This window comes from Paraburkholderia sp. RL17-381-BIF-C, assembly GCF_046026435.1.
Lineage (GTDB): Bacteria > Pseudomonadota > Gammaproteobacteria > Burkholderiales > Burkholderiaceae > Paraburkholderia.
The window spans coordinates 36050-62742 of record NZ_JARESX010000031.1; the positions used below are offsets into that span (position 1 = coordinate 36050).

Here is a 26693-nt window from a genome sequence, read left to right on the forward strand (position 1 = left end):
GGGTGGCGCAACCGCAACGCTGTGGCAGCAAGCACCGTGCGCAGAAGGCCCGGTTAATGCGTTGCGCCGCTTTTCCTGAACCACGGGTGCCACACAGGAGCATACGGCAACGCTGAAACGAGGGTTGCGCGCGTGCACTCACGGCGCACGCGCGGCATGGGATTGCGTCGGGCATTGCTTCGGAAGAGATGAGCGAGGGCTAGTCGCTCATCGGGTTGGCGGCAGGTCGCGGCAGGTCAGGTGGCGTCGGCGAACTGCGAAATCACCGCGGGGTTTTCCACCGTCGAGGTGTCTTGCGCGATGACTTCTCCTTTGGCCACCGAACGCAGCAGCCGGCGTACCACCTTGCCGGAGCGCGTTTTCGGCATCGCGTCGCCGAAGCGGATGTCCTTGGGCTTGGCGATCGGGCCGATCTCCTTGCCGATCCACGCGCGCAATTCGTCGGCCACGCGCTTCGCGTCAGCTCCGGACGGGCGCTCGGCCTTCAGCACCACGAACGCGACGATCGCCTCGCCGGCTGTTTCATCGGGGCGCCCGACCACCGCGGCTTCGGCCACCAACGGATGCGCGGCCAGCGCCGACTCGATTTCCATCGTCCCGAGCCGGTGCCCGGACACGTTCAGCACGTCGTCGATACGGCCAGTGATGGTGAAGTAGCCGGTCTCGCGGTCGCGGATTGCACCATCGCCCGCGAGATAGAGCTTGCCGCCGAGTTCGTCGGGAAAATAGCCGTTGCGAAAACGCTCCGGATTACCCCAGATGGTCCGGATCATGGAAGGCCACGGTTTGCGGATGACGAGCACGCCGCCGTTTCCATTTGGCACGTCCTGGCCGGTTTCATCGACGATTGCCGCGTCGATACCGGGCATCGGCAAGGTGCATGAACCCGGCACCAGCGGCGTCACGCCCGGCAGCGGGGAGATCATGTGTCCGCCCGTTTCCGTCTGCCAGAAGGTGTCGAGCACAGGACAACGACCACCGCCCACGTGCCGCGCGTACCACGTCCAGGCGCTCGGGTTGATCGGCTCGCCGACCGTTCCGAGCAGACGCAGACTGCTCAGGTCGAAGCTGTCCGGATGCACCGCGTGATTCGCCTCGGCGGATTTGATGAGCGAGCGGATAGCCGTCGGCGCCGTATAGAAGATGCTGACCTTGTGGCGCTGGATCATCTCCCAGAACCGTCCCGCGTTCGGGTAGGTGGGCACGCCTTCGAAGATCACCTGCGTTGCGCCGACCGCGGTCGGGCCATAGCAGATATAGGTGTGACCGGTGATCCAGCCGATGTCAGCCGTACACCAGAACACATCCGCCGGCTTGATGTCGAAGGTCCACTTCATCGTCACGGCAGCCCACAGCAGATAACCGCCGGTGCTGTGCTGGACGCCCTTGGGCGTGCCCGTCGAACCGGAGGTATAGAGCACGAACAGCGGATGTTCCGCGCCGACCCACTCGGGCTCGCAGGTGTCCGGCTGGGCCGCTTCGAGTTCGTGAAGCCATTTGTCGCGCTCGGCAATCCACGGAATCTGGCCGCCCGTGCGCCGATAGATCGCCACCGTCTTGATGCCGGCGGTGCCGCCCATCGCGAGCGCTTCGTCGACGATCGCTTTGAGGGGCAGCGTCTTGCCGGCGCGAACCTGCTCGTCGGCGGTAATGATGGCGCACGCGCCGATATCGACGATGCGTTCATGCAGCGACTTGGCGGAGAAGCCGCCAAACACCACCGAGTGCGGTGCGCCGATGCGCGCGCAGGCGAGCATCGCGACCACGCCTTCCACCGACATCGGCATATAGATCGCCACGCGGTCGCCTTTTTTCACGCCACGCGCTCGCAGCGCATTGGCGAGACGGCATACGCGGTGATACAGGGCCTGATAGGTGACATGCGTGATCTTGCCGTCGTCCGATTCGAACACGATCGCGGTCTTCTCCGCCAGTCCGTTGATCAGATTGCGATCGAGGCAGTTGTACGACGCGTTCAGTTCGCCGTCTTCAAACCAGCGATAGAACGGCGCGTCGGTATCGTTCAGCACTTTCGTGAATGGGCGGCGCCAGTCCAGGTGTTCCCGGGCAAGACGCGCCCAGAAAGCTTCGTGATCCTGGCTCGCTTCGGCAACGAGGGCGCGATAGGCTTCCATGCCGTCGATGCTGGCATCCCGGGTAAGGGGTATTTGCAATGCGGTGGAGTCGGACGGGGCGGTATCGATGGTAGACATAGTCTCCTCACATGAGTCATGAAGGGATAAAGCACGTTAGTGCTTTACCGATGCGGGATGGCTCTTGTCGGCCATGCGGCGTCGGCATCCGAACTCGCATTGCAGCGTGGACGGGCCGGCGTCAGATCAGCGTGCGTATGGAGCCACTATGAAGGCGCGGCGGCTGGCGCCATTGATACACATCAACTGGAACGCGCCGCGCCGCCAAGGTCGTCGTGGGATTTTCCGCGCGCGACACGAGCCGCGGGCGTCAAATGCGCAAACGCGGGGCAGCGGATGCCGCGCACAGGCGCCGCATCTAAACAGGATCGTTCAGGAAGCCGGATCGCTAAGATCGAAGTGGCCGACGGTTTGTGCCAGCACGGGCAAGCTCTCACGCGAGAGACGCATTTCGGCGCCCAATGCGCTGCGGTTGAGCCAGCTTCGCGCGGCAACCGCGAGCCCCGCGGCGGCGCAAAACAGGTAGACGTTCTGCACGATCGTGCCGGCGCTTGCATACGCGAACGGCTCACGTTGCGACGGGGCGATGTCGTGCATGCGTGCGAGGTCAGCCACGTAGACCAGTTCGAGTGGCGCTTCGCCGACGAAGTCCTGATAGCCCGTCAGTGCGCGCAAATCGGCAGCGCTCACCAGTTCGAGGCAGTGTTCCAACGGGTCGTAGCGGTACATGCCGCCGGCCAGCGCCGCATAGATGTCGATTTCGTGAAGGGCGAGGACCGATGGCGCCGTGCGTCCACCACTGTCATCGGCCCCGCTGCGGTTGACGCCGTTGGCGGCCCAGAGCAACTGGCCAAGCGTTGCTTCGTCGAGTTCGGTCGTCGCGAAGCGGCGCGTGGTGCGCCGCTCCGAGAAGGCGTCCATGATCGGTCGGCCGCCGCTGCGCACAGGCGGTGGCAGCGTGATATGCGAGACCGGGTGGCCAACGACCGGGCGCGCGCGAGCGGGATCGCGCGTGGCGGTGCCGAGTCTGAAGAAATGTTTCATCGCAGCCTCATCGAACAGGCGTTGGGCAGGCGTCGGTCCTCAGGACACGACTTCGGCAAGCGGACGGCGCGGCGAATGAGGCGCCGGCTTGCCGCGGCCGACGCGCAGCAGCAGTTGCGGAACGGCGTCCATGGCCAGCGTGGCGCCCAGCCGCTCACGCAGGAGGGTCAGTTCGATCGGCTGGTTCAGATACGACGCCGTGATCCCGGCATTCGCGGCGACCAGCAGCAGTCGCTCGAGTGCCTGGCCGGCTGCCAGCCACGCGGAGGCGTCGTCCGTCGATGTCGATATGCAGATGAGCAGCGGAGACCCCGCGGCCAGCGCATGATGGGCCGCGGCGAGTCCGCCGCCGAGGTCGAAGGTCCGAATCACCGACGTGAGCAACGGCGCGGCCAGATCGAGCAGCACGGTCATCCCGGCGGACAGCGCGGGCATGCCGTCTTCACGGCGCCGCGGATGAATCCAGCTAGCCAGTTCGCGGCGAAAACGCGGGTCCTTGAACTGGACCCGATCGGCCTCGGCGACCAGCTCGGCAAGACTCTCGCGCAGCGGCGCGCTGGAGATGCAGACCACATCCGCGCCTTCCGCCTCGGCGGCATCCGCGAGTTGTTGCTGGATCAGCGAGGGCAGCGGCTCATCCGCAAAAATTTCGCGGGTCGTGACGCGGCGGGCAATCGCCTGGAAGAGCGGCGCCAGACTGGCGTCGCAATGACCGTCGTGAACGATTCGCAAATGCGCCAGCACGTCGGGATCGGCGCGCGATGGAAACAGCGTGATGGCGTAGGCGAGCCCGAAGTAACTCAGCGCCACGCGCAGATTGAACAGCGCCGCGCCGCAACTCATGATCAGTTCGCGATCGAAGGGATCGACCACGGGCAGTGCGCGCAAACGATCCGCGCACACGGTCACGCTGTCGCCATCCAGAATGAAGTGCCACGGTTGCGTGTTGTGGTTGGAGGGCGCCAGCACCGCATAGCGCAGCGCAAATCGCAGTTTCGCTTCGACGCTGGCGGTGGGATCAAGCTGATGTTCGTCGACGGCCCAGGCGCCCGTCTGCGGCAGTGCGCTCATGTCATGGTCTCCTGCACGATTCCATTCTGCCACTGTGTCAGGTGCGCGCCGCGCGCGGATTGATCTGGATCAGTTCGAATTGAACGGAGAGCGACGGCTTCTATTCGTTGGGCCGGTCGCTTGCGCCAGTCGACGTCGGCACGCTGTGGTCCGGCGCTGCATTCGCGATGGCGGCACACGGATCGACGCCCACCGTTCCCGCCGATCCGGGCAATTCGACGCTCTCGAGGTAGAGTGGCACCTCGCAGCGCCAGTGAAAGGTTTCCTCGATGTGACGGCGCATCGCATCGGCGGCGGCGGGTTCGCCGTGCGTGACGAAGGTCCGCTGCGGCGGCTGCGGAATCGAGCGCAGCCATGACAGTGTCTCGGCGTAATCGGCATGGGCCGACAACGACGACAGGCTCACCACCGAAGCGCGCACACGCACGTAGTCGCCGTGAATCTTGATCGTCGGCGCGCCGGCGGCAAGCGCCGCGCCGCGCGTGCCGGCCGCCTGGTAGCCGACCAGCGCGATCGTGTTGCGAGGATCGGGGGCGAAGGCTTTCAGATGATGCACGACCCGGCCGCCCGTCGCCATGCCGCTGCCCGCGATGATGACTCGTGGACCATTCAGACCCAGAATTGCTTTGGATTCCTCGACGGTGTGCACCATGTGCGCGGCGTTGCTGATTGCGTTGGCTTCTGTCGAACTCAGCCGGTGTTCGCCGACGTGATGCCGGTACAGCTGCGTGACGCTCGTCGCCATCGGACTGTCGAGAAAAACCGGCACGTTCGCCATGCGGCCGGTGGCTTTCAGTTGCACGATGTAATGAAGGATCGATTGCGCGCGCCCCACCGCGAAACAGGGAATCACGACGACACCGCCGCGCCGGAAAGTGCTCGCGAAGACTTCCGCCAGTTCGGTGGCGGGATCGGTCCTGTCGTGCAGGCGGTCGCCGTAAGTGGATTCGACGATCAGGTAGTCGGCACGGGCGAGCGGCATGGGCGCGCGCATGATCGGGTCGTCTGGGCGGCCGAGGTCACCGGAGAAGGCGATGACCTTGCCCTCGACGCACAGCACCACACTCGCGGCGCCGAGAATGTGCCCGGCCGGCAGCAGGCGGAAACACGCATGGTCGTTCAATTGTTTCGGCACGTCGAACTCGCGCGGCTTGAGCAGCTCAAGCGCATTCTCGGCATCTTCCAGCGTATACAGCGGCAGCGCCGGATGATGTTTCGACAAACCGTGGCGGTTCGCGTAGGCGGCTTCTTCTTCCTGCAGTCTGGCGCTGTCGCGCAGCATCACCTGGCACAGGTCACGGGTGCCGCGAGTGCAATAGACCGGCCCGCGATAGCCCATGCGCCTGAGCACCGGCAGGTAGCCGCTGTGATCCAGATGCGCGTGGGTCAGGATAACGGCGTCCAGTTTTGCGACGTCGATTGGCAAGGGATTCCAGTTGCGCAGACGCTGATTCTTCGTGCCCTGAAACAGGCCGCAGTCGATCAGAATCCGCAGGCCAGCGCCTTCCAGTAGATACTTCGAGCCGGTGACGGTTTCCGCCGCACCAAGAAAGGTCAGCTTCATGTCGCACCTTCCGTCAGAAATGGCCGCACATGGCCGTGAGGGATGTTCAACGCGCGTTCAACGCGCCGCGGCTTGCGTGGAGCCGTTGCAAAGCGCTCGAGCGAAGCGCCGGAAGGCGTTGAGCGAGCCGGCAATGCTCTGGTATTTTTCGCCGCCGATCTGGCCGTCGAGCGTGACCAGCATGCCCGCCTCGCGGGCCAGCGTGAGAATCCGGTTGATATCGTCGGTGGCGTCGAGTGCTTCGCGCAGCGTGCCGTCAGGCGACATCGTGTGGGCGTGCAAAGCGGTGGTCGGCATGATGGTCTCCTGATGACAGGGCAGGTATGACAAGACTGCGTTTCCTGCCGCGGGAACGTATCGATTGGTGCTTCGGATGAATTCAGTATTGGTCATCGAGCAGGCGGGATAAATCAGGTGTCGCTGAGACTAGGGTAGGTGTTCCTGCGTCAATGTCAGCCTTTCCCTACACGGCCGGGCACGATGGATGTTAGGGAAAACGCGGCGTAGCGCGATGCTGCTCCCACGCTGGACGATGATCCAGGTCAAATGCCTTGGGGCGTCCTGCCCATACTTTTGTAAATGGGTAACTTTCTAAAAACAGGCCAGTGGTGTGCAACGGCGCATTGCGCGGTTGAACGTAACAATGGGCAGGCTGATATGAAATACGGGCGGCTGGCAGCTTTTGCGCTGCCGATAATCATCCTTGCTGGCTGCAGCACCGAAGCGAGCGTCGCCGCGCACCGCGACACCGAGATCGCGCTGGAAACGGCGCGCGAACAGGCGCACGTGGACTGTTCTTCTTCTGCCGAATGCGAACGGCTATGGAGCCGCACGAGACTGTACGTGGCACAACGCTCAGTGACGCCGATCCGGCGCGCGGACGACACGGCGATCGAAACGGCAGAGCCGCACATGTTCGGCGCCGTCTATGTGTGGGCAACGCGGACAAGCAACGCCAGCGGCGTGTCGACCATCGAGGTCAAAGGCATGTGCCGGGGTATGTACCGCGCGGACGGCAATCCCGGATGGTTGTACGGAACGTGTGCTAAACAGATCCGCTCGGTCGAAACGGATTTCCGCGCGTTCGTCGGCGCGGCGTCATGACAACGGTGGCGATATGAAGGAGAGTTGGCGCATTGCCGGTCTCGCCGGCGTCGACCCTCACGACGACCCGCGAGCGGTGCGGGCATGGCGCTGGATGCAGTGGGCGCTATTCGCTTTGAGCCTGCTTGCCATTCCCGCGTTCTATTTCGAACTGGCCGCCGCCTCCCCGTTTCATCTGGCCGGCCGTGCGCTCTACGCCTGCATGTCCGCCGGATACGTGGTGGTGCTGGCGCGAATGGCCTGTTTGAGCCGCAAGCCCAAGCGTTTCCTCATGCGCAACGGTTACGATGTCCTGATCGCGGCCAGCTCGGCGATCAGCGTGGCGTGGGGCGTGTCGACGTGGTCGTCTGCCGAATGGGTGTTGCGCATCGTTTTCGTGGGGCTGGTGGCGGCGCGCATCGTGTTGTCGTTACGAGGGTTTTTCTCGCCTGGGCGTTTGGGGTTGCTGCTGGTGACAGCGGTGTTGCTGCTCGCGTCCGCGGGCGCGGGGTTTTACTGGCTCGAACCGGGCGTGCATACGTACGCTGAAGGCGTCTGGCTCGCATTCGAAAGCAGTGCGACAGTCGGCTATGGGGACATGGCGCCGACCACGCCTGCGTCACGTGTTCTCGCGGCCTTCGTGGTGTTGCTCGGCTATGGTCTGTTGTCGCTGGTTTTCGCCAGCATTGCCGCGATTTTCGTCGAACAGGAAGAGCGGATTCTGCGGCGCGAAATGCATCGCGACATCAAGGCGCTGCGCGACGAGATTGCCGAGTTGAGAAAGGATGTGCAGTCCGCAGGCGGCGAAACACGCGTTGCTGCGGTTGCCTGCGAGCCTGTCAGCCCGGCTGCGTCTCATCCGGGCGAATCGCACTGAGCGGAATCTTCGCGGTGATTCGGAAGCCGTGGCCTGGCGCGGTGTCGATCGCCAGGCGGCCATGCAGTTGACGTACCCGTTCGCCCATGCCGAGCAGACCGAACGAGCCGCGCCTGCCGGTGTCTTCGAGCAGCGCCCCGCAGCCGTTGTCTTCGATATGAAGCGAGCAGGTGTTTGGATCGCTCGATATTTCGACCACCACCCGGCTAGCCTGCGCATGCCGGGCCACATTCGTCAGCGCTTCCTGCACGATGCGAAAAAGCGCGGAAGACGCGAAAGGCGTGAAGCCCGTATCGTCGACGGTATTGTGAAGCGTGGCAACCACGTTGAAGCGTTGCGTGAAATCGTCGGTCAGCCATTCCAGCGCCGCGACGAGGCCGAGGTCGTCCAGCAATGGCGGGCGCAAGTCGGAGGCGATACGCCGTAGAGACGCCACCATACCGTCGATCTGACGTTGCAGTTCGGTCGCGGCGGTGAGTCCTTCCGGATCACTCGCGTTCTCGCCCATGCGCCGTTCCAGCGCGACGACGCCCATCTTGAGCGCCGTGAGCTGCTGGCCGAGGTCGTCATGCAGTTCGCGGGCAATTCGTCTTTGCTCGTATTCGCGCGTGCGCTGAATCTGAGCGGCCAGTTCGCTCGCATGCTCGAGTTCGGCGAGGCGCATGCGTTCGGTCATGTCGCGCGTAACCTTGGCGAAACCGAGCAATGCACCGGCCGCATCACAAACTGCCGTGATCGTCACGTCCGCCCAGAACCGCGAGCCGTCGCGCCGAACGCGCCAGCCCTGATCCGCCACCCGGCCCTGCGCGATAGCGAGCGCCAGTTCGCGTTCCGGCTTCGCGGCGGCGACGTCTTCGGGGGTGTAGAAGACCGAAAAATGGCGGCCGATGATTTCGCCGGGCGCATAGCCCTTGATCTTGTGCGCGCCGCCGTTCCAGCTCGCCACGCGGCCGTCCTGATCGAGCATGAAGATCGCGTAATCCTGCACCGCGTCGATCAGCAAATGATAGCGGTCCTCCACCGGTACGTCGGAGTCGTTGGCTGAGGCGGATTTACGGTTTGCATCTTTCCAGTTGAACACCACCGGCATCTCCGAAAAGTTGGTCAATGGCGAACGACCGGTCCACTGCAATGATAGCGAGATCCACCGAGGTTACGCCGAATAATTCCTTTCCGCCGACGACAGCCGGCGCAACTGCGCGTGCCATTCACGCGCGCAGCAAGCCATTCGATGATTGATGCATGTCAACCGGCTTCCAGGGGGCACGCCTACATTGGACTGACTACTGCCGTGCGCGTGCTCGTCGCTGCGTCCCACAGCGCGCAGGCGGATCGCTTCATCACGTCAGGAGGTCCATTATGACCGGCAAATCCGTCACGCCCTTCGAGCTGTTCCGCGCCAATCTCTCGTTCGCGCTGCAGGCGCTGAGCTTCGGCCACCAGGCCCGGCAGCAGGCATGCGAGTTCGAGATGCAGCGTATACGGCGTGATCTGGAGGCGGCACGCGCGATTGGCAATGCCGCTTCGGCAGCAAAGGACTGGAGCGCGCTCGCCGTATCGTGGCAAACGGTGTTGCGCGACTACATGGCGACCACCACCAATCTCTGGCAGCAAGGCCTCGGCGCGGCGGTGCGGCTGCAAACCGGATCCTTCGAAGGCATGCGTGAAGCGTTTGCGACCTGGCAGGCGGTTTCGACTGACCAATGGCCCACGCAGGCCGCGATGAATCCCGTCATGCAGCCTTGGCAGGAGTGGCTACAGCGCGTGGAAAGCGCGGCGGGCATGCCTCGCGGGCGAGCACTCGGCGGCGATGTCCTCCATGAACGCTAATCGGCGAGTTCGGCCGCGGCGCCTACCGCCGGTAAGCGCCGGTGGGCCAGCCGCAGGAGCGAGGGCATCCTGTCGGCTAAAGGCGTTGCGTCCATCAACGGCGGCATGCACGTGCGCTGAAACGTTGAAGGTTTACCGTTTTGGTGGGTGTGTGCATCCGCGCTAGCCGTGCGCCGCTTCCGTCGGCGCGGCCGCTTCGGGTTCGCACAGCCGCCGCAGCAGTTTTCGCCAGTAATCCAGACGTCCGAAATCAGCGAGCGGAACCTCCGTATCGAAGCTCACCGTTCGCTGCATTTCTTCGGCGGAAAGCGGTTCCTCGTTGGCCATCTGGCGAATCAGCACGAGCGGGCCGGCATCCGACGCCGTGTGCGAAGCGGCGGCACGCGCCTGCACACGTTGTTCGAGTTGACGCGCTCGCGCATGAAAATCGAGCAGGAAAACGGGCACGCCGAGCGAGCGCGCGAGCGCAACGAAGCGGGCACGATGCGCATGCTTGAGAAACGTCGCGTCGACCAGCGCGGGGTAGCCCGCCAGCAGCACTTGTTGCGCCAGCCGTTGCAGCAGGTCGTAGTGCCGATCGATCGAGTGCGGTGTGTACGCGTCCGCTGGCAGAGGCCGGGGATCGACGGGAGTGAACGGACGACCGCGTTTGCGCTCGATATCGCTCGACAGTCGCACGGCGCCGAGCAGGTTCACTAACGCTTCGCTCGCCACCGATTTGCCCGATCCGCAATAGCCGTGGCATAGCAGCAAGTAGTGCCGCTGTGGCGCGCTCAGGCGCTCCGCCAGATTCAGGTAGGCAGCGGCTCGCGCGAAGTGCTCATCGTACGGTTGATTTCGTGTTTTCAACAAGGCGACGAGGGCACGCACCAGCGCGCGATAGACCATGTAGTAACGCAGCGCAGGCAACGCCGCGAAATCGCCGGTACGTTGCAGCCAGCCGTTCAACAGCCGAGCTGCCAGATCCTGCCGTCCGCATGCCTGCAGATCCATCAAGGGAAAGCTCAGGTCGCTGGCGACGTCGATCCAGCGCAAGGCGTCGTCAAACTCGATGCAATCGAACATGAGTACGCGCTTGCCGCGGCGCACGATGTTGTCGAGGTGCAGGTCTCCATGACACTCGCGCACAAAGCCGCCTCTACGGCGCGCGTCGAAGTGCCCGGCAAGACGTTTGCCTTCGCTCTCGCACCAGGCGGAGAGGCGCGCAGGCAAGCGCGCCCCGGTCTCACTGTCGAGCGCCTCCAGCACGGTGCGCATCTGCTGCTGAACAAACGGCGCCGACCCGAAGACCTCGCGAGTCGGCGTGCGTGGTGACTGCCGGTGGAACGTGGCGAGTTGCACGGCCAAGGCGTCTATTTCGGCAAAGCCGAGCTCGCCGCGCGCCTGCAACGCCTTGAACACGTCGTGTTCGTCGAAGCGCCGCATCCGCACAGCGTGCTCGGCGGTGTTGCCTGTCGCTGCGATGCGATACGCGCGTCCGCGGCGCGTAATCGATACGACGCCGCAATAGAGTTCACGTGCGAGCCGCCGGTTCAGTCTGAACTCGTCGGCGCACGAGCGCTCGCGCGCTTGCGCCTGCGTGAAGTCCACGAAGCCCGGATCGACGCGCTTCTTCACTTTGTATGCGTAACGCCCGGCCAGGTACACGACCGAGATATGTGTCTCGATACGGCGAATGCGTCCCGCCGGATGGCCGTAGGTAGACGACCTCTGCATGGCGCGGTCGAGCGCACGCCAGCCTCGTTGCGCGAGCCGCTCGCGCTGCCGTAGGTGAACCGGACGCTGATGTGCCGGTGAAAAGTCAGCAGGCATGGAACTCTCCGTCGCACGATCATGGTTTCTTCAGAATAGATGCGGCCCATCGTGCGGGGTTGACCGACGTCATGCTTTTCGAGGTCTCGGACTGCGATGTGGGCCGCTTGACGCACGTCAATTCACGAGTCGAAGGCGAGCATAGAGTTACCGGTACAGCCTGCTCGTCGCGACGGTGAACGCCGTGCATCGAGGCGCGCTGCAGTGCACCGCTCCCGTCCTGAAGATCTAGCGTGAAAGAGGCGGTATGAGGCGTGCGACGCGAATGCAAATCCATGATGTGATTGACTAAATCAGGAGCAGTACGATGAGCAACTTGAGCCGATTTGATCCGTTTCCCCTCGAACCCATGTCCGAACTCTTTCAAGGTTTGTTCCGGCCGCTGCGCGGCGCGGGCGGCGAAGCGCCGCTTGCCGATATCAAGGTCGACGTGACGGAAAGCGATAACGCGTACACCGTGAAGGCCGAACTGCCGGGCGTCGAGAAAAAGGACATCGACGTAAAAATCGACGGCAACCTTGTTTCGATCAGCGCGAAAGTCGAACGGAATCAGGAAATGAAAGAGGGCGAACGGGTGATTCGCCGGGAACGCTATGCAGGCGCTGTCAGCCGCGCCTTTTCATTGGCGAGCGAAGTCGACGAGAGCGCGGCGGCAGCGGAGTACAAGGACGGCGTGCTCTCGCTCACGCTGCCGAAGAAGGCGGCTTCCGAACGCAAGCGCCTGCAGATCAATTGATCCGGGGCCGCGCGGAGCGCCGCGGTTTCGTGGGCCGCGCGGGCTTTTAGCCGTATGCCAACAAGGAGCACGCAATGAAGTCGGACATGGAATTGAAGCAGCAGGTCGAAGACGAACTGGCTTGGGATCCTGCGGTGACCGTCACGGACATCGGCGTTGAAGTGCATGACCGGGTCGTGACGTTGTCCGGGCATCCAGTGAGCTATGCGGAGAAGCTCGCGGCGGAAAAGGCCGCGCAACGTGTGGCCGGCGTGAAGGCTGTCGTAGTGGAACTGAACGTTCGCCTGCCGCATTCCGACGTGCGCACCGACGAAGAAATCGCCAACGCCGTTCGTTCCATCTTGCGCTGGACCGTCGGTTTGAGCGAAGAGTCGGTCAAGGTGCAGGTCGAGAAAGGTTGGGTGACGTTGAGCGGCGAGGTCGACTGGGCGTATCAGAGCCATGTCGCGATGCGTACCGTGTCGCACATGCGCGGCGTGACAGGGGTCTCGAACCTCGTGCGGATCGGCGGTAACGTGGCCGCGCTCGATATCGGCGAACAGATCGGCAAGGCGCTGCAACGTCACGCCGAACGCGAGGCGAAGCACATTGCCGTGAAGGTGGATGACGGAACCGTCACGCTGACGGGCTCGGTCGATTCGATGGCGGAGCGCTCCGCCGTGCGAGGTGCGGCGTGGTCGGCGCCGGGTGTCCATGCGGTTATCGACAATCTGACCGTGGGATAGACAGGCGCCATGCGCCGCCCGGCTGCGGACGGGACGGGCGCCGCGCAGGTGGCGTGAGCCGTGCGCGGGCGCATGAACGGTGCAGCATGGACGGCAATCCATGGGCGGCGCACATTATCAAGGAGCGACACATGACGATCTCGGGTAGTGTGGGTGACGGCGACTGGTCGGTCGCCGCAACCACACATCGCACAGCGGGCGGCTTCGATTGCTCGATCCAGCTCAGCCACCACACCCCAGAGGGCATCTTCAAACACGAGTTCAGACACAGCAGTGTTTTTCCTACCGAGCGCGAAGCGGTTCTGGCGGGTTTGCGCGAAGGCATGGACTGGGTCCGCCTCAAGATGTCGAATACGCTGTCGGTTCTGCCGGGGGGATGTCCGGCCGAGCCTAAGTGATTTCTGACTTTTGTCGCGCGTTCGGTTTAGTTCGCTTTTTTTAGTTCGTTTATCTCGCCATCCCGTCACTCGCTCAGTCGAGCTTCAGTCGAGCTTCAGGACAATACGTCCATCTACCTTCCCGCTCTTCAAATCGGCGAAAACCTGATTGATATTGTCCAGCCGATCGAGATGGATTCGAGCGCGCACACGGCCTTGCGCGGCGAATTCGAGCGATTCCTGCAAGTCCTTGCGCGTGCCGACAATGGAGCCGCGCACGGTAATGCCGTTGAGCACGGTCGAGAAAATCGGCAGCGGGAATTCACCCGGCGGCAGACCATTCAGCGCAATGGTGCCGCCGCGCCGCACCATGCCTAGTGCCTGAGCGAAGGCGCTGCGCGATACGGCGGTGACGAGTACCCCGTGCGTTCCGCCGATTTCCTTCTGGATCGCCGCCGCGGCGTCGCATTCGGAAGCATTGAACGTGAGCGTAGCGCCGAGTTCGCGGGCGAGAGCGAGCTTATCCGCTGAGATGTCGACCGCTACCACGCGCAGGCCCATGGCAATCGCGTATTGAACCGCGACGTGGCCGAGCCCGCCGATCCCCGAAATCGTGATCCATTGACCCGGCCGCGTGTCCGTCATGCGGATGCCTTTGTAGACGGTCACGCCCGCGCAGAGGATCGGCGCGATATCTTCGAACGTGACTTCGGCTGGCAGATGGCCGACATAGTCCGGATCGGCCAGGACGTACTCCGCGTAGGCGCCGTTCACCGAATAGCCCGTATTCTGCTGCTCGTGGCACAAGGTTTCCCAACCGCCAAGGCAGTGCTCGCAATGACCGCAGGCGGTATAAAGCCACGGCACGCCGACACGATCGCCTTCCTTCACGTGTTTGACGCCTTCGCCCACAGCGGCGACGTAGCCGACCCCTTCGTGGCCGGGAATGAAGGGCAGCGTGGGCCTGACCGGCCAGTCGCCGTCAGCCGCGTGCAGATCCGTGTGACATACGCCGGACGCCTTGATGTTGACAAGAATCTGACCGCGACCGGGCTTCGGGACGGGGACCTCTTCAATGCGCAGCGGAGCGCCGAACTCGTGAACGACAGCAGCTTTCATCACTTGGGCCATAACCTTTTCTCCAGACGTTGAACGCGTGGCGACCAGTATCTCTGTCACGCATACGGTGCAATTGACTTGGGTCATCCAATGGCTACGCGGCGCTATTCGGATCACGCTCGCGCTGTACCACCTTCGAGATGATCCACGTCAAACGGGAGGATGCGGTGGCGGCCTAATCTGAAGTCACCCGAGGGCTCACCGGCTTCGAGATATTGACGATCGAGATGGGCCGGTCCCACGAATTCAATGATCCTAACTGTTCAGGAGGCTCACTATGCGCGCATCCGATGTCATGACCACCAACGTCATCTCTGTCACCCCCGACATGACCGTGCGGGACGTCGCCAGAATTTTCGTCGATAACGGCATTAGCGGTGCGCCGGTGCTGGATCCGGAGGGTCGTATCGCGGGCATGATCAGCGAGGGCGATCTGCTTCGCCGCACCGAAATCGGCACCGACGAGCGCAAGCGCGCTTCATGGCTCGACGTCTGGTCCGCGAACCATGAAGCGCGGGATTACATCAAGACCCATGCGGTGAAGGTGCGCGATGTCATGACCGCCGACGTGGTGACCGTTCAGCCCGACACGCCGCTCGGCGAAGTGGCCGGCATTCTCGAGACGCGGCGCATCAAACGTGTTCCCGTGACGCAAGCGGGACGGCTCGTGGGTCTCGTGAGCCGCGCCAATCTTGTGCAGGCGCTCGCAAGCGTGCCGGACGAGCCGACATCGGATGTAACGCTCTCGGACGCCGAGATCCGCGCGATGCTGATGGGCGAACTGGCGGGCCGCAAATGGAGCTTCGCCGGCCGCAATATCGTCGTTACCGATGGCGTGGTGCATCTGTGGGGCGTATTTCATGCGCTGGAAGCCGTCGACGCAGTTCGCGTGGCGGCGCAGAACATTCCCGGCGTCAAACGTGTGGAGGATCACACCGAGCCGTATCCAGTGATGCCGGGCATCTAGCGGACCAGCGAGCCGGCGCGTTTCGGCAATCAATTTTTGGAGGCATGATGGCTCAGATCATTCCCGGGCAATGGCTCAACATGGAAAGCGCCGGTTTCGACAATCTGTTCGGCGTAACGACGCGCAGCTTCGAGGCTTTTGAGCGGCTCACCGCGTTGAACCTGGAGGCGATCCGGTTTGGACTTGCCGAAACGCAGGAGGCGATGGCCCGGACATGCGCGGCAGACAATCTGCCGGAGATGCTGTGTCTTCCCACGTTGCTGGCGCCTGTGGGCGTGGCCCAGGCGCTCTCGTACAGCCGGCAGTTCTTCGAGATCCTGTCGGACCTGCAGCGGGACGCCGCGCCGCCCGCCGTTGGCGCGGGTCGGCAACGGCGGGCGGCCGACAGCCTGGTGGGGGGGCTCGCCACCCAGGCGCTCGTGCCTGCCGAGGTGGTGGGCGAGCCGCAGACGTCTGCCGCGCCCGCCGTCGCAGGGGCGGACGCTACTGAAAATGAGAAAACGTCTGCGCACAAAAAGCCCATCCAACCGATGCACACGGAATAGCGGACTTCGGTCGGAGGTTCGGTCGGTGTCGAGTCGGTGTCGAAGCTGCGCATTGTGCGCCGACTTTAAGCGAGGGTCGCCACAAGCACGGCCTTGATCGTGTGCATGCGGTTCTCGGCTTGCGAAAAGACGATCGACGCATCCGATTCGAACACCTCGTCGCTGACTTCGAGTTCGGACACGCCGAAATGCTCGTGGACCATCCGGCCGGTTTCGGTGTCCAGATTGTGATAGGCCGGCAGGCAATGCATGAAGCGGGTGCGCGGGTTGCCGGTCGCTTTCATCAGCGCGGCGTTGACCTGATAGGGTTGCAGGAGTTCGATCCTCGGACCCCACGCGTCCACAGGCTCGCCCATCGACACCCAGACGTCCGTGTAGACGAAATCGACGCCGCTCACCGCCTCATGCGGGTCCTCGACGATCGTCACGCCGGCGCCGGTGCGCTCGGCGAGCAGGCGCATTTGCGCGACCAGTTCGTCATGCGGCCACAATTCGCGTGGCGCCGCGATGCGCACGTCCATGCCCATCTGCACGCCGCCGATCAGCAGCGAGTTGCCCATGTTGAAGCGGGCGTCGCCGAGGTAGCAGAACGACAGCTCATGCAACGGCTTCTCGCCGAATTCCTGCATGGTGAGCAGGTCGGCGAGCACCTGAGTCGGGTGGAACTCGTCGGTGAGGCCGTTCCAGACCGGAACATGCGAATAGGTCGCAAGATCTTCGACCACGCTCTGATGAAAGCCGCGGTATTCGATACCGTCGTAGAGCCGTCCGAGTACCCGTGCCGTGTCCTTGAGCGACTCCTTGCGGCCGAGTTGTGAACTCGCGGAGTCGATATAGGTGACGTGGCCGCCCTGGTCGTGCACGGCAACTTCGAATGCGCAGCGCGTGCGCGTCGAGGTCTTTTCGAAAATCAACGCGATGTTCTTGCCATTGAGCCGCGGGACTTCGTTGCCCGCGTATTTGGCGCGCTTCAGCTCGGCGGCGAGATCGAGCAGGAAGCGGATGTCGCGCGGCGCGAAGTCCTGCATGTTCAGCAGACTGCGATTGCGTAGATTGAATGCCATAGGCGAATTCTCCAAAGGGTGCGGCGCGTGTTTCGCGTCAGAGGGTCAGAGGGGGGCGCGTTCGATCGGGCAGGTCATGCAATGGCCGCCGCCGCGTCCGCGGCCCAACTCGCCGCTCGGGATCGTGATGACTTCCACCCCCGCCTTGCGCAGCAGCGTGTTGGTGTACACATTGCGGTTGTAAGCGACGACGATGCCCGGCGCGAGCGCGATCACGTTGTTGCCGTCGTCCCATTGCTCGCGCTCGGATTCCCACGTGTCGCCGCCGGTGGCGACGGTGCGCAGCGTGCCGATGCCCAGCGCCCGCGCGACCACTTGCAGAAACGGTGCGCTTTCGGGGCGCACGTCGAGCTGACCCGGTAGCTTGCCGGGGCGCAGACTCGTGCAACGGATGGCATCGACCACTTCCGGAAAGATCGTGACCAGGTCGCGATCGCAGAAGGTGAATACCGTGTCGAGGTGCATCGCGCCGCGCGAGCGCGGCAGTTGTGCGGCGATCACCTGCTTGACCGATTCGCGAGCGAACAGCGCGCGTGCGAGTTGCGCGACACCTTGCGGCGAGGTCCGCTCGCCCATGCCGATCAGCACGACGTCGCGCGACAGCGGCATGACATCGCCACCCTCGAGCGTGGCGCCACCGTGGTCCGCCTCCGGGCCGCCCCACCAGATGCGCGTCCCGCTGCTGAAGAGCGGATGGAAGCGGTAAATCGCGGCGGCGAGCAGCGTTTCCTGTTGCCGCGCCGGCCAGTACATCGATCCGAGCACGAGGCCGTCGTTGATCCAGCAACTGCTGTCGCGCGTAAAGAGCGTGTTGGGCAGCGGCGGGAGGATGAATCCCGCAGGCAGCGTGCATTGCGCGAGCAACCCGTCGGCCTTGAACGGCAATTCCGCCCGAACGATTCCGCCGATCAGGCGAGTCGCCAGTTCACTCGGCTCCATCTCCTGGAGCCACGGCCGCAGTTGTGCCGCCAGTTCCGCATCCACGGTGCCGGGCGCGAGCTTGTGTTCTAGCACCCAGTCGCGCGCCTCACGGCCTCGCAGAATGTCGGCCAGCAGATCGTGCATCTCGAGCACGTCGACGCCGTGCTCCTGCATCGTGCTGACAAACGCGTAATGGTCGTTCTTCGCCTGCGATACCCACAGCACGTCGTCGAACAGCAAGTCGCGGCAATTGGCGGGTGTCAGGCGTGCCTGCGCAAGTCCCGGGCGGCAGACCATGACCTTGCGCAGCGTGCCTGTTTCGGAATAGACGCCGAATGTCATCGAGTTTCTCTCCTGAAGATCGCCGGATTACAAGCCGAGCGCGCCGGTGGACAGCAGCCACGCCGCCACGGCCGCAAGAACGAGCAGGCCCGCGAGGATCGCCGCTTCGAACGGCTTGAACAGACGTGCGCTGCGTTCGCGCTTTGCCCAGCCGTACAGAAGCACGCCAGGCGCATAGAGCAGCGCGGAGAGCAGCAGATACTTGGGCCCGGCGGCGTAGAGCAGCCAGCAGCAATAAACGGTTGCGGCCGCACCGATCAGCATGTCGCGGGTTCGGGTGCCTTCCGCCGCCGCGTAGCCCTCGCCGCGTATGGCGATGCGAGTCGCGTAGACGGCGGAGAACAGGTACGGGATCAGGATCATCGAAGTCGCGAGCGAGATCAGCGCCAGATAAGTCGCGTTGGAGACGAGCGTGATGATGAGAAACAGTTGCACGAGTCCGTTCGTGACCCAGAGTGCATTGGCGGGTACGCCGTGACTGTTTTCGCGCGCCAGAAACTTCGGCATGACGCCGCCGTTCGCCGGCGTGAAGAGTGTTTCCGCCGCCAGCAGGGTCCACGCCAGCAACGCGCCGCCGACCGATACCAGCAGGCCGAGACTGATGAGTACCGCGCCCCAGGCGCCGACGGCCTTGTCGAGCACGCCGGCCATCGACGGATTCTTCATCGCGGCGAGTTCGCCTTGCGGGACGATCCCGAGCGACAGCAGGGAGACCGCCATCAGCAGGACCAGTACGACCGCGAAGCCGAGCAGGGTGGCGCGGCCGATATCCTCGCGCCGCTGCGCGCGGGCTGAGAACACGCTGGCGCCTTCGATACCGATGAACACCCACACGGTGATCAGCATGGTGCTTTTGACCTGCGTGAAGACGCTGCCGAGCTTCGCATTGCCCCAGAAGTCCTGCGCAATCACATGGCTTCTGAATGCAATGGCCGCCAGCACGATGAACAGCACGAGCGGAATCACCTTGGCGACGGTGGTGATCGCGTTGAGCACCGCCGCGCTGCGCACGCCGCGCAGGATCACCGCATGCATGATCCATAGCGCGATGGAGGCGCCCAGCACGGCCGCGGGCGTATTGCCCTCGCCGAACACGGGGAAAAAGTAGCCGAGCGTGCCGAACACGATGACGAGATAGCCGACGTTGCCGATCCACGCGCTGACCCAGTAACCCCAGGCCGAATTGAAGCCGACGAAGTCGCCGGCACCGGCCCGCGCGTAAGCGTAGATGCCGTTGTCGAGTTCGGGCTTGCGGGTCGTGAGCGTCTGATAGACGAAGGCGAGCATCAACATGCCGACGCCGGTGATCAGCCAGCCGATCAGGACAGCCGCGGCGCCCGCGCCGGAAGCCATGTTCTGCGGCAGGGAAAATACGCCGCTGCCGATCATCGAACCGATCACCAGCGCGGTGAGCAGGCCGAGCCGCAATGGTTTTGCCACGGCGTTGCCACTCCGGCCGGCCGGGGCGGGAGTGGAGGGTGCCGAAAATGAATCTGCCAGGTTCTTCATGACGGACCTCACCGTTCATCAGATAGCTGGATTAGGTCACTTCGTGAAGGCTTGGCCGTTGATCTGGATCAGTCCGCGCAAGGTCGCGCCTTAGCGGGGCATGTCAGGCGATTGGGCGAACGGTTTGCGCGGGTTTGTTCGCGGCCTACGTATTTCTCGCACTTATCTCTCAGACATTTGATGAAAGTCAGTTTCGCGGCGCATTCCAGGAATATCTTTTGATTGGTCAATCACCGCCGCGCAAACCCTCAAACCCCGACCATGCCCACTCGTCCAGCAGCAGCGTTTTCAGCCAGCCCGTCGACTGCACGGGATGGCTGCATCGTTGCCGTGCGCGGCGCGATCGTCGATGTCCGGTTCGACGGTGATTCGCTTCCCCCCGTCGGCGATGCGCTCGTTGTCATGCCGGACGATCTCGCGCCGGTGCTCGCCGAGGTGCAGGCGCATCTGAGCGAAACCATGGTGCGCGCGCTGGCCTTGCAGACAACCGCCGGGTTGCGGCGCGGCACGCGTGTGCGAGCCACCGGCGGCCCCATTGAAGCGCCGGTCGGCGAAGCCGTGCTCGGCAGGCTGCTCGACGTGACCGGCGCGACCCGCGACGACGGCCCGGCGCTTCCCGCGCAGATCGAGCGTCGTCCGATTCATCGCGCGGCGCCGCCGCTCGCGTCGCTGAAAGGCACCAGCACGCTGTTCTCGACCGGCATCAAGGTGATCGATCTGCTCGCGCCGCTCGCGCAGGGCGGCAAAGCGGCCATGTTCGGCGGCGCCGGCGTCGGCAAGACCGTGCTCGTGATGGAACTGATTCACGCGATGGTCGAGCGCTATGAAGGTATCTCGGTGTTTGCCGGCGTCGGCGAACGCTCGCGCGAAGGCCACGAGATGCTGCTCGATATGCGCACCTCCGGCGTGTTGTCGCGCACGGTGCTGGTGTACGGGCAGATGAACGAGCCGCCGGGGGCGCGCTGGCGCGTGCCCTTCACGGCATTGACGATTGCTGAATACTTCCGCGACGAACGCCGGCAGAACGTCCTGCTGCTCATGGATAACGTGTTTCGCTTCGTGCAGGCGGGCGCCGAAGTGTCGGGTCTGCTCGGGCGCATGCCCTCGAGAGTCGGCTATCAGCCCACGCTGGCCAGCGAAGTTGCGAGCTTGCAGGAGCGCATCGTGTCCGTGGGCGGCGTATCGGTGACGGCGATCGAGGCCGTGTACGTGCCGGCCGACGATTTCACCGACCCCGCCGTGACCGCGATTGCAGCACACCTCGACAGCATGGTCGTGCTGTCCCGCGCGATGGCCGCCGAAGGCATGTATCCCGCCGTCGATCCGATCGCGTCGTCGTCGATCCTGCTCGATCCGCTGGTGGTGGGCGAAGAGCATGCGGCGGTGGCAACCGAGGTGCGCAGAATCATCGAGCATTACCGCGAGTTGCAGGACGTGATCTCGTTGCTCGGCGTGGAAGAGCTGGGCGCCGAGGATCGCGCGCTGGTCGGCCGCGCCCGTCGCCTGCAACGCTTTCTGACCCAGCCGTTCGCGGTCACCGAGGCGTTTACGGGCGAAGCCGGCCGCTCGGTGGCGCTCGCCGACACGATTGCCGGCTGCAAGGCGATTCTCGCGGGCGAGTGCGATACATGGCAGGAGAGTTCGCTGTACATGATCGGCTCGCTCGACGAAGGGCGCAGCAGGGAAGAGGCCGCCGCGCACCGACCCGCCGCTGCGGAAAAGGAGCCCGTGGCATGAGCAACAGCGCATTGAAGCTGACCATCGCCACGCCGTCGCGGGTGTGGTTCGACGGCGTCGACGTCGTTTCGTTGCGCGCGGAAGACGCAAGCGGTTCGTTCGGTATCCGTATTGGTCATGCCGATTTCGTCACGCAACTGACCTCGTCGGTGGTTCGCTGGACGGGTGCCGACAACGTGTCGCACTACTGTGCGGTGAACGGCGGCGTGCTGCTGGTATTGGGCGGCGCCACCGTGTCCATCGCTTGCCGCGAAGCGATTCCGGGCGATTCGCTGGAAGGCCTCGAGGTGCTGGTGCGCAGCCGCCACGCCGACGAAGACGACGCGGCGCGCCGTGCCCGGGTCGACCAGTTGCGGCTGCATGCGCGCGCGGTGCGTCAGATGCTGCGCTACTTGCGGCCGCGGCCCGGAACCGACAGTGCCAACCCGGCCGGCTCGGGAGCGACACCGCAATGAGCACGCCACAGCACGACAAGCGCAATACCGAAGCCGACAGGCTGGCCGGCGCGGCGCAACAGGCCGCGGAGCGCGCGGCGCGCGGGCGCGAAGAGCCGGAGCCGTCGCTCGGCAGCCGGCTCGGCCAGATCGGCATTCTTGGCTGGGCCATCGTCGTGCCGACTTTGCTCGGGCTCGCGTTGGGGCACTGGCTCGACCGCACATTCGGCACGCGGGTATTTTTCTCGGCGCCGCTTCTGATGTTAGGGGCGGCGCTCGGTTTCTGGTCCGCGTGGAAATGGATGCATCGTCAACAGGGAACACACCGTGAATAGCGCGCTGGCATGGCCGCTACCGCCGCTCGCCGCCCAACTCGTGATCGGACTCACGCTCGGCATGGTGGCCGGCGCGTGGCATTTCCTTTCGTTGCGCTGGAACTGGCCGCTGTTCGCAACGGGCAAAACGGCTGCGGCGCTCGCGCTGCAACTCGCGCGCATTGCGTTGACCTGTGCGGTGCTGCTGGTGCTCGCACGCATCGGTGCGCTCGCGCTGCTCGCCGGCATGGCAGGCGTGCTGCTCGCACGCAGGATCGCGCTACGGCGTTACGGAGGCCTGTCATGACCGAATCACCGCTCACGATCGCGCCGCTTCTGCGGATTGGACCCGTGGCGCTTACCTCGCCCGTGTTGATCACCTGGGCGATCATGGCCGTCGTCACGCTGGCGGCTGTCGTGCTGAGCCGAAGACTCTCGCTTGCGCCCGGCAAGACGCAAACCGCGGTTGAGCTGCTGGTCGAAACCATCGACCAGCAGATTCGCGACACCATGCAAACCGAGGCCGCGACCTATCGCGCGCTGATCGGCACGCTGTTCATCTTCGTGCTGGTCGCCAACTGGTGCGCGCTGGTACCGGGCGTGACGCCACCCACCGCGCACCTCGAAACGGATGCCGCGCTCGCGTTGATCGTGCTTGGCGCGACGGTCGTCTATGGCATTCGCAGCCGGGGTGCCACGGGCTATCTCGCGTCGTTCGCGGAACCGAGCTGGGTGATGATACCGCTGAACGTCGTCGAGCAGATCACGCGGACGTTCTCACTCGTCGTGCGCCTGTTCGGCAACGTCATGAGCGGCGTGTTCGTGATCGGCATTCTGCTGTCGCTTGCCGGCCTGCTGGTGCCGATTCCGCTCATGGCGCTGGATCTGCTCACGGGCGCGGTGCAGGCCTACATTTTTGCTGTTCTCTCGATGGTTTTCATCGGTGCCGCGATCGGTGATCCGCACCATGTCAGTGTCAAAAAGGGCGAAGTCTCATGAATAACCTCATCGAAGTGGTCAGTATCGCCGCGGCAGCGCTTGCCGTTTCGTTCGGCGCGATCGGGCCGGCGCTCGCGGAAGGCCGTGCGGTCGCCGCGGCGATGGATGCGATCGCGCGGCAGCCGGATTCGGCGGGCACCGTATCGCGCACGCTGTTCGTCGGGCTGGCCATGATCGAGACGATGGCGATCTATTGCCTCGTGATCGCCTTGCTGCTGCTGTTCGCCAACCCGTTTGCGAAATAGGCGGACCCCATGCGTATCGACTGGTGGACGCTTGCGCTCCAGACCATCAATGCACTGGTGTTGATATGGCTGCTCGCGCGTTTTCTGTTCCGCCCGGTCGCGGGGATCATCGCCGAACGTCAGAAGGCGGCGCGCGCGCTGATCGCGGATGCCGAGGCGGCGAAGCTCGCAGCCATTCAGGAGCGCGACAAGGCGGCCCACGAAACGCAACAGCTGGCGGCGGCGCACGGCGAAGCGATGAAAGCCGTCGCCGTGGAGGCCGCGGCGCAAAAGCAGGCGCTTCTGAGCGCCGCGCAAGCCGATGCGGACGCCTTGCGCGCGGCGGCGAAAGGCGAAGCCGCGGGGGCGCGCGCCGAGCAGGACAAACTCGCGTCCGAGCGGGCCAGCCGGCTTGCCGTCGATATCGCGGCAAAGCTGCTTGACAGGCTGCCCGAGAGCGTGCGCGTGAGCGGCTTTATCGACGGTCTCGCCGAGGGGATCGCACAACTTCCGGAAACCGCCCGCGCGGCGCTTTGGGGCGACGGCGCGGTGCCGACACTCGCCGCGCCGCGTGTGTTGAGCGAGCGGGAACAGCAGCAGTGCCGCACGATGCTCGCAACCTGCCTGAAACGTGATGCGCCGGTCAACTTCGAAGTGGATCCGCATTTGATCGCCGGCCTCGAACTGCGCTCGCCGCATGCCGTGGTGCGCAACAGCTTCGGCGCGGAACTCGTCCGGATCAAGGAGGCGCTGCTCGATGACAGTCATGCTTCCCGCTGAATCGAGCGACGACGCCTGGCTTGCGGCGCAGCGCGGGGCGCTGGCCCGCACGGCATGCGCGCCCTATGCCGATACGCTCGGCCGTGTCGAGCGGATCGGTGACGGGATCGCGTTCGTCTCGGGACTGGCCGATGCGGCGCTCGACGAACTGCTGCGATTCGAAAGCGGCGCGAGCGGCTTCGTGCACTCGTTGGAGGCCGATCTCATGAGCGTCGTGTTACTCGACGACGGCGCCACCGTCGAAGCCGGCGCGCGCGTGACGCGCACCGGCGCGGTGATCGAAGTGCCCGTGGGCGAAGGCTTGCTCGGTCGTGTGATCGATCCGCTTGGCCGGCCACTCGATCGCGACGAACCGGTGTCGGCGGTGAAGCGTATGCCGATCGAGCGGCCCGCGCCGGCGATCATCGATCGCGATCTGGTCAGCGAGCCTGTCGAAACCGGCGTGCTGATCGTCGACGCGCTCTTCGCCGTCGGACGCGGACAGCGGGAGCTGATCATAGGCGATCGTGCAACGGGCAAGACCGCGTTGGCGCTCGACGCCATCGTCAACCAGAAGCACTCGGACATGATCTGTGTCTACGTGGCGATCGGCCAACGCTCGACAGCGGTGCAGCAAGTGATCGAATCCGTGCGGCGGTACGGCGCGCCCGAGCGCTGCGTGTTCGTGGTCGCGGCGGCGGCTTCGGCGGCCGGATTGCAATGGATCGCACCGTTTGCGGGCGTCACGATCGCCGAATACTTTCGCGACCGCGGACAGCATGCGCTGGTCGTGATCGACGACCTCACCAAACACGCCGCGACGCACCGGGAGTTGGCGCTGCTGACACGCGAGCCGCCAGGGCGCGAGGCCTATCCCGGCGACATCTTCTACGTGCATGCGCGATTGCTTGAGCGCGCGGCGAAACTGTCGGCGGCGCTCGGCGGTGGGTCGTTGACTGCATTGCCGATTGCGGAAACCGACGCGGGCAACCTGTCCGCCTATATCCCGACCAATCTGATTTCGATCACGGACGGCCAGATCGTGCTGGACACCGCGCTGTTCGCCGCCAACCAGCGTCCGGCCGTCGATGTCGGGTTGAGCGTGAGCCGTGTCGGCGGCAAGGCGCAGCATCCCGCCTTGCGCGACGTGTCAGGGCGCTTGCGGCTCGATTACGCGCAGTTTCTGGAGCTGGAGATGTTCTCCCGCTTCGGCGGTCTGACGGATGCCCATGTGGCCGGCAAGATCGCACGCGGGGAGCGCATCCGGGCATTGATCGCGCAGCCACGCTTCAAGCCGCTGCGCACGCTCGATGAAATCGCGTTGCTGGCCGCGTTGTCCGAAGGCGTGTTCGACGGCGTGCCACCGGCCATCGCCGCCGAAGCGCGGAGCCAGCTCGTCGACCAATTGCCGGGCGGGGGCATGGCAAGCGGATGGGCGGACGCGCCACTGGACGCCCCGACTCAAGCGGGACTCGTTACGGCGGTTCGCGAACTGGTGCAGCGCCTGACGTTGCAAGCGACGCTGCAAACGCCAAACGGCGCCGCCCCGGCCGGGATCGTGAAATGAGCGGCCGACTCGCGGAAATCGAAACGCGCACGGCGACCGCGCAACAACTGGACGCCGTGATCGGCGCAATGCGTGGCATCGCTGCGGCGCGTTCGCGTGAAGCGCAGCGGCGGCTGCCGGGTATCCGCTCTTCGGCCGCGACCGTGGGGGCTGCGATCGGCGCCGTCCTTGCTCATGGAAGAGCGGCGCAAGCCGCCCTGTCGGAGCCGGATCATGGCGCGCGGATCGTGATCGCGCTGTGTTCTGAACAGGGCTTTGTCGGCTCGTTCAACGAGCAGGTTCTGGACTATGTGCGGCCTCGTCTGGATAACGCGCGGTGTGAACTCCTGCTCGTCGGCACGCGCGGAGAGATGGCGGCGAACGAACGCCGCCTTCCGGTCGCTTGGAGCTCGCCCGCCGCTTCCCATGCCGATGACGTGCCGTCGCTGGCAAACCGCATCACGGAAGCGCTCTATGTGCGTCTTGGCGCTCGCGCGGTGGACCACGTCTCGATCATCCATGCGCTGCCTGGCGTCGCTGCTGCCAGCGAGATGGTCGAACACCGGTTGATTCCGTTCGATTTTTCGCGGTTTCCGGTGGCGGCGCGCGCCGTGCCACCGTTGCTCACCTTGCCGGTCGAACGTCTGCTGCCTGGGCTGGTCGAGGAATATGTGTTTGTCGAGATATGCGAAGCGTTGATGCTCTCGTTCGCCGCGGAAAACGAAGCGCGGGTGAGGGCGATGCTGGCCGCCCGCACCAATGTGAGAGACACGCTCGACGAACTGACGCAAAGCTATCGTCGGGTCCGTCAGGACGAAATCACCGCCGATATCGCGGAACTGGCGGCGACCGCCACGCAGCCGATCTAGCGGAGCGGCAGGTGGTGGCGCCCGGCGCCGCTCGCCTTATTCAGGGCGGCGCTCGCCGTTATCCCACGGCGA

At 64.5% G+C, this 26693-nt stretch carries 29 protein-coding genes; 17 read left to right on the top strand and 12 right to left on the bottom strand.

Translation table 11 applies throughout. The features are described 5' to 3' along the window. Nucleotides 1-236 precede the first annotated feature (236 nt). The 6 genes from acs to P0D70_RS19970 all read right to left on the bottom strand — a co-directional run bounded on the left by acs (nt 237) and on the right by P0D70_RS19970 (nt 6618). Complete coding sequence (acs, locus tag P0D70_RS19945; protein ID WP_408185742.1) at nt 237-2213, bottom strand: acetate--CoA ligase; 1977 nt, start codon at nt 2211-2213, stop codon at nt 237-239. 312 nt (nt 2214-2525) lie between these two features. Next, nucleotides 2526-3197, bottom strand: a complete 672-nt coding sequence (locus tag P0D70_RS19950; protein WP_408185743.1) for a nitroreductase family protein — start codon at nt 3195-3197, stop codon at nt 2526-2528. Between the two features lie 39 nt (nt 3198-3236). Further along, complete coding sequence (locus tag P0D70_RS19955; protein ID WP_091793468.1) at nt 3237-4268, bottom strand: Acg family FMN-binding oxidoreductase; 1032 nt, start codon at nt 4266-4268, stop codon at nt 3237-3239. 100 nt (nt 4269-4368) lie between these two features. Continuing rightward, nucleotides 4369-5832, bottom strand: a complete 1464-nt coding sequence (locus P0D70_RS19960) for an MBL fold metallo-hydrolase RNA specificity domain-containing protein (RefSeq protein ID WP_408185744.1) — start codon at nt 5830-5832, stop codon at nt 4369-4371. Between the two features lie 57 nt (nt 5833-5889). Continuing rightward, a complete protein-coding gene (locus P0D70_RS19965; protein ID WP_408185745.1) occupies nt 5890-6129 on the bottom strand; it encodes a type 2 periplasmic-binding domain-containing protein in 240 nt (79 codons plus the stop codon). Between the two features lie 294 nt (nt 6130-6423). Further along, entirely contained in the window at nt 6424-6618 is a 195-nt protein-coding gene (locus tag P0D70_RS19970; RefSeq protein ID WP_408185746.1) for a hypothetical protein, read from the bottom strand. A 57-nt stretch (nt 6619-6675) separates the two neighbouring features. Between P0D70_RS19970 and P0D70_RS19975 the strand changes: the two genes are divergently transcribed. Both P0D70_RS19975 and P0D70_RS19980 read left to right on the top strand, forming a co-directional pair. Beyond that, nucleotides 6676-6936 (top strand): hypothetical protein, encoded by a 261-nt coding sequence (locus P0D70_RS19975; protein WP_408185747.1) that lies wholly within the window; start codon nt 6676-6678, stop codon nt 6934-6936. Nucleotides 6937-6949: 13 nt separating this feature from the next. Then, entirely contained in the window at nt 6950-7792 is an 843-nt protein-coding gene (locus P0D70_RS19980; RefSeq protein WP_408185748.1) for a potassium channel family protein, read from the top strand. Here the strand turns inward: P0D70_RS19980 and P0D70_RS19985 are convergent. After that, entirely contained in the window at nt 7755-8882 is a 1128-nt protein-coding gene (locus P0D70_RS19985; protein WP_408185787.1) for a PAS domain-containing sensor histidine kinase, read from the bottom strand. The genes P0D70_RS19980 and P0D70_RS19985 overlap by 38 nt on opposite strands. A 269-nt stretch (nt 8883-9151) precedes the next feature. On the opposite strand from P0D70_RS19985, the gene P0D70_RS19990 reads away from it, so the two are divergent. Beyond that, nucleotides 9152-9622, top strand: coding sequence for a hypothetical protein (locus tag P0D70_RS19990; protein WP_091793479.1), 471 nt, complete (start codon nt 9152-9154; stop codon nt 9620-9622). Nucleotides 9623-9784: 162 nt separating this feature from the next. Here the strand turns inward: P0D70_RS19990 and P0D70_RS19995 are convergent, their stop codons facing one another. Further along, on the bottom strand, nt 9785-11434 hold the full coding sequence (locus P0D70_RS19995) for a bifunctional aminoglycoside phosphotransferase/ATP-binding protein (protein WP_408185749.1): 1650 nt from the start codon (nt 11432-11434) through the stop codon (nt 9785-9787). Nucleotides 11435-11741: 307 nt separating this feature from the next. On the opposite strand from P0D70_RS19995, the gene P0D70_RS20000 reads away from it, so the two are divergent. The 3 genes from P0D70_RS20000 to P0D70_RS20010 all read left to right on the top strand — a co-directional run bounded on the left by P0D70_RS20000 (nt 11742) and on the right by P0D70_RS20010 (nt 13293). Then, nucleotides 11742-12170 (top strand): Hsp20/alpha crystallin family protein, encoded by a 429-nt coding sequence (locus P0D70_RS20000; RefSeq protein WP_091793483.1) that lies wholly within the window; start codon nt 11742-11744, stop codon nt 12168-12170. Nucleotides 12171-12244: 74 nt separating this feature from the next. Beyond that, nucleotides 12245-12895 (top strand): BON domain-containing protein, encoded by a 651-nt coding sequence (locus P0D70_RS20005; protein ID WP_091793486.1) that lies wholly within the window; start codon nt 12245-12247, stop codon nt 12893-12895. A gap of 86 nt (nt 12896-12981) precedes the next feature. Then, entirely contained in the window at nt 12982-13293 is a 312-nt protein-coding gene (locus P0D70_RS20010) for a UDP-glucose 4-epimerase (protein WP_408185750.1), read from the top strand. Nucleotides 13294-13377: 84 nt separating this feature from the next. On the opposite strand, the gene adhP is transcribed toward P0D70_RS20010, so the two are convergent. After that, nucleotides 13378-14403 carry an alcohol dehydrogenase AdhP gene (gene adhP / locus P0D70_RS20015; RefSeq protein WP_408185751.1) on the bottom strand — a complete coding sequence of 342 codons (1026 nt, stop codon included), beginning with the start codon at nt 14401-14403 and terminating at the stop codon, nt 13378-13380. Between the two features lie 265 nt (nt 14404-14668). Here adhP and P0D70_RS20020 point away from each other — a divergent pair, with 265 nt between their 5' ends. Together P0D70_RS20020 and P0D70_RS20025 are read left to right on the top strand one after the other, a co-directional pair. Then, on the top strand, nt 14669-15358 hold the full coding sequence (locus tag P0D70_RS20020; RefSeq protein WP_408185752.1) for a CBS domain-containing protein: 690 nt from the start codon (nt 14669-14671) through the stop codon (nt 15356-15358). A 44-nt stretch (nt 15359-15402) separates the two neighbouring features. Then, on the top strand, nt 15403-15903 hold the full coding sequence (locus tag P0D70_RS20025; RefSeq protein ID WP_408185753.1) for a phasin family protein: 501 nt from the start codon (nt 15403-15405) through the stop codon (nt 15901-15903). 65 nt (nt 15904-15968) lie between these two features. On the opposite strand, the gene argF is transcribed toward P0D70_RS20025, so the two are convergent. The 3 genes from argF to arcD are packed head-to-tail and all read right to left on the bottom strand — an operon-like array spanning nt 15969 to nt 19739. Further along, nucleotides 15969-16967 (bottom strand): ornithine carbamoyltransferase, encoded by a 999-nt coding sequence (gene argF, locus P0D70_RS20030; RefSeq protein WP_408185754.1) that lies wholly within the window; start codon nt 16965-16967, stop codon nt 15969-15971. 45 nt (nt 16968-17012) lie between these two features. Continuing rightward, nucleotides 17013-18230 carry an arginine deiminase gene (locus tag P0D70_RS20035; RefSeq protein ID WP_408185755.1) on the bottom strand — a complete coding sequence of 406 codons (1218 nt, stop codon included), beginning with the start codon at nt 18228-18230 and terminating at the stop codon, nt 17013-17015. Between the two features lie 27 nt (nt 18231-18257). Next, complete coding sequence (gene arcD, locus P0D70_RS20040) at nt 18258-19739, bottom strand: arginine-ornithine antiporter (RefSeq protein ID WP_408185756.1); 1482 nt, start codon at nt 19737-19739, stop codon at nt 18258-18260. A gap of 261 nt (nt 19740-20000) precedes the next feature. Between arcD and atpD the strand changes: the two genes are divergently transcribed. From atpD to P0D70_RS20085, 9 genes are read left to right on the top strand one after another with little or no spacing between them, the layout of a single operon-like run. Then, the gene (atpD, locus tag P0D70_RS20045; RefSeq protein ID WP_408185757.1) at nt 20001-21476 is read left to right on the top strand and encodes a F0F1 ATP synthase subunit beta; all 1476 of its coding nucleotides are present in this window, start codon (nt 20001-20003) and stop codon (nt 21474-21476) included. Then, on the top strand, nt 21473-21931 hold the full coding sequence (locus tag P0D70_RS20050; RefSeq protein WP_408185758.1) for a F0F1 ATP synthase subunit epsilon: 459 nt from the start codon (nt 21473-21475) through the stop codon (nt 21929-21931). Before atpD ends, P0D70_RS20050 begins: the two co-directional genes overlap by 4 nt. Further along, nucleotides 21928-22245, top strand: a complete 318-nt coding sequence (locus P0D70_RS20055; RefSeq protein WP_408185759.1) for an AtpZ/AtpI family protein — start codon at nt 21928-21930, stop codon at nt 22243-22245. The genes P0D70_RS20050 and P0D70_RS20055 overlap by 4 nt, the downstream gene beginning before the upstream one ends. Further along, nucleotides 22238-22531 (top strand): N-ATPase subunit AtpR, encoded by a 294-nt coding sequence (locus tag P0D70_RS20060; RefSeq protein WP_091793530.1) that lies wholly within the window; start codon nt 22238-22240, stop codon nt 22529-22531. The genes P0D70_RS20055 and P0D70_RS20060 overlap by 8 nt, the downstream gene beginning before the upstream one ends. Next, complete coding sequence (locus P0D70_RS20065) at nt 22528-23223, top strand: F0F1 ATP synthase subunit A (RefSeq protein WP_091793532.1); 696 nt, start codon at nt 22528-22530, stop codon at nt 23221-23223. Before P0D70_RS20060 ends, P0D70_RS20065 begins: the two co-directional genes overlap by 4 nt. Beyond that, nucleotides 23220-23468: a F0F1 ATP synthase subunit C gene (locus P0D70_RS20070; protein WP_091793534.1), complete on the top strand. Its 249-nt coding sequence runs from the start codon at nt 23220-23222 to the stop codon at nt 23466-23468. The genes P0D70_RS20065 and P0D70_RS20070 overlap by 4 nt, the downstream gene beginning before the upstream one ends. A gap of 9 nt (nt 23469-23477) precedes the next feature. Further along, nucleotides 23478-24227 (top strand): F0F1 ATP synthase subunit B, encoded by a 750-nt coding sequence (locus P0D70_RS20075; RefSeq protein ID WP_408185760.1) that lies wholly within the window; start codon nt 23478-23480, stop codon nt 24225-24227. Then, on the top strand, nt 24205-25773 hold the full coding sequence (locus P0D70_RS20080; RefSeq protein WP_408185761.1) for a F0F1 ATP synthase subunit alpha: 1569 nt from the start codon (nt 24205-24207) through the stop codon (nt 25771-25773). The genes P0D70_RS20075 and P0D70_RS20080 overlap by 23 nt, the downstream gene beginning before the upstream one ends. Next, nucleotides 25770-26621 (top strand): F0F1 ATP synthase subunit gamma, encoded by an 852-nt coding sequence (locus tag P0D70_RS20085; protein WP_408185762.1) that lies wholly within the window; start codon nt 25770-25772, stop codon nt 26619-26621. The genes P0D70_RS20080 and P0D70_RS20085 overlap by 4 nt, the downstream gene beginning before the upstream one ends. Nucleotides 26622-26693 lie beyond the last annotated feature (72 nt).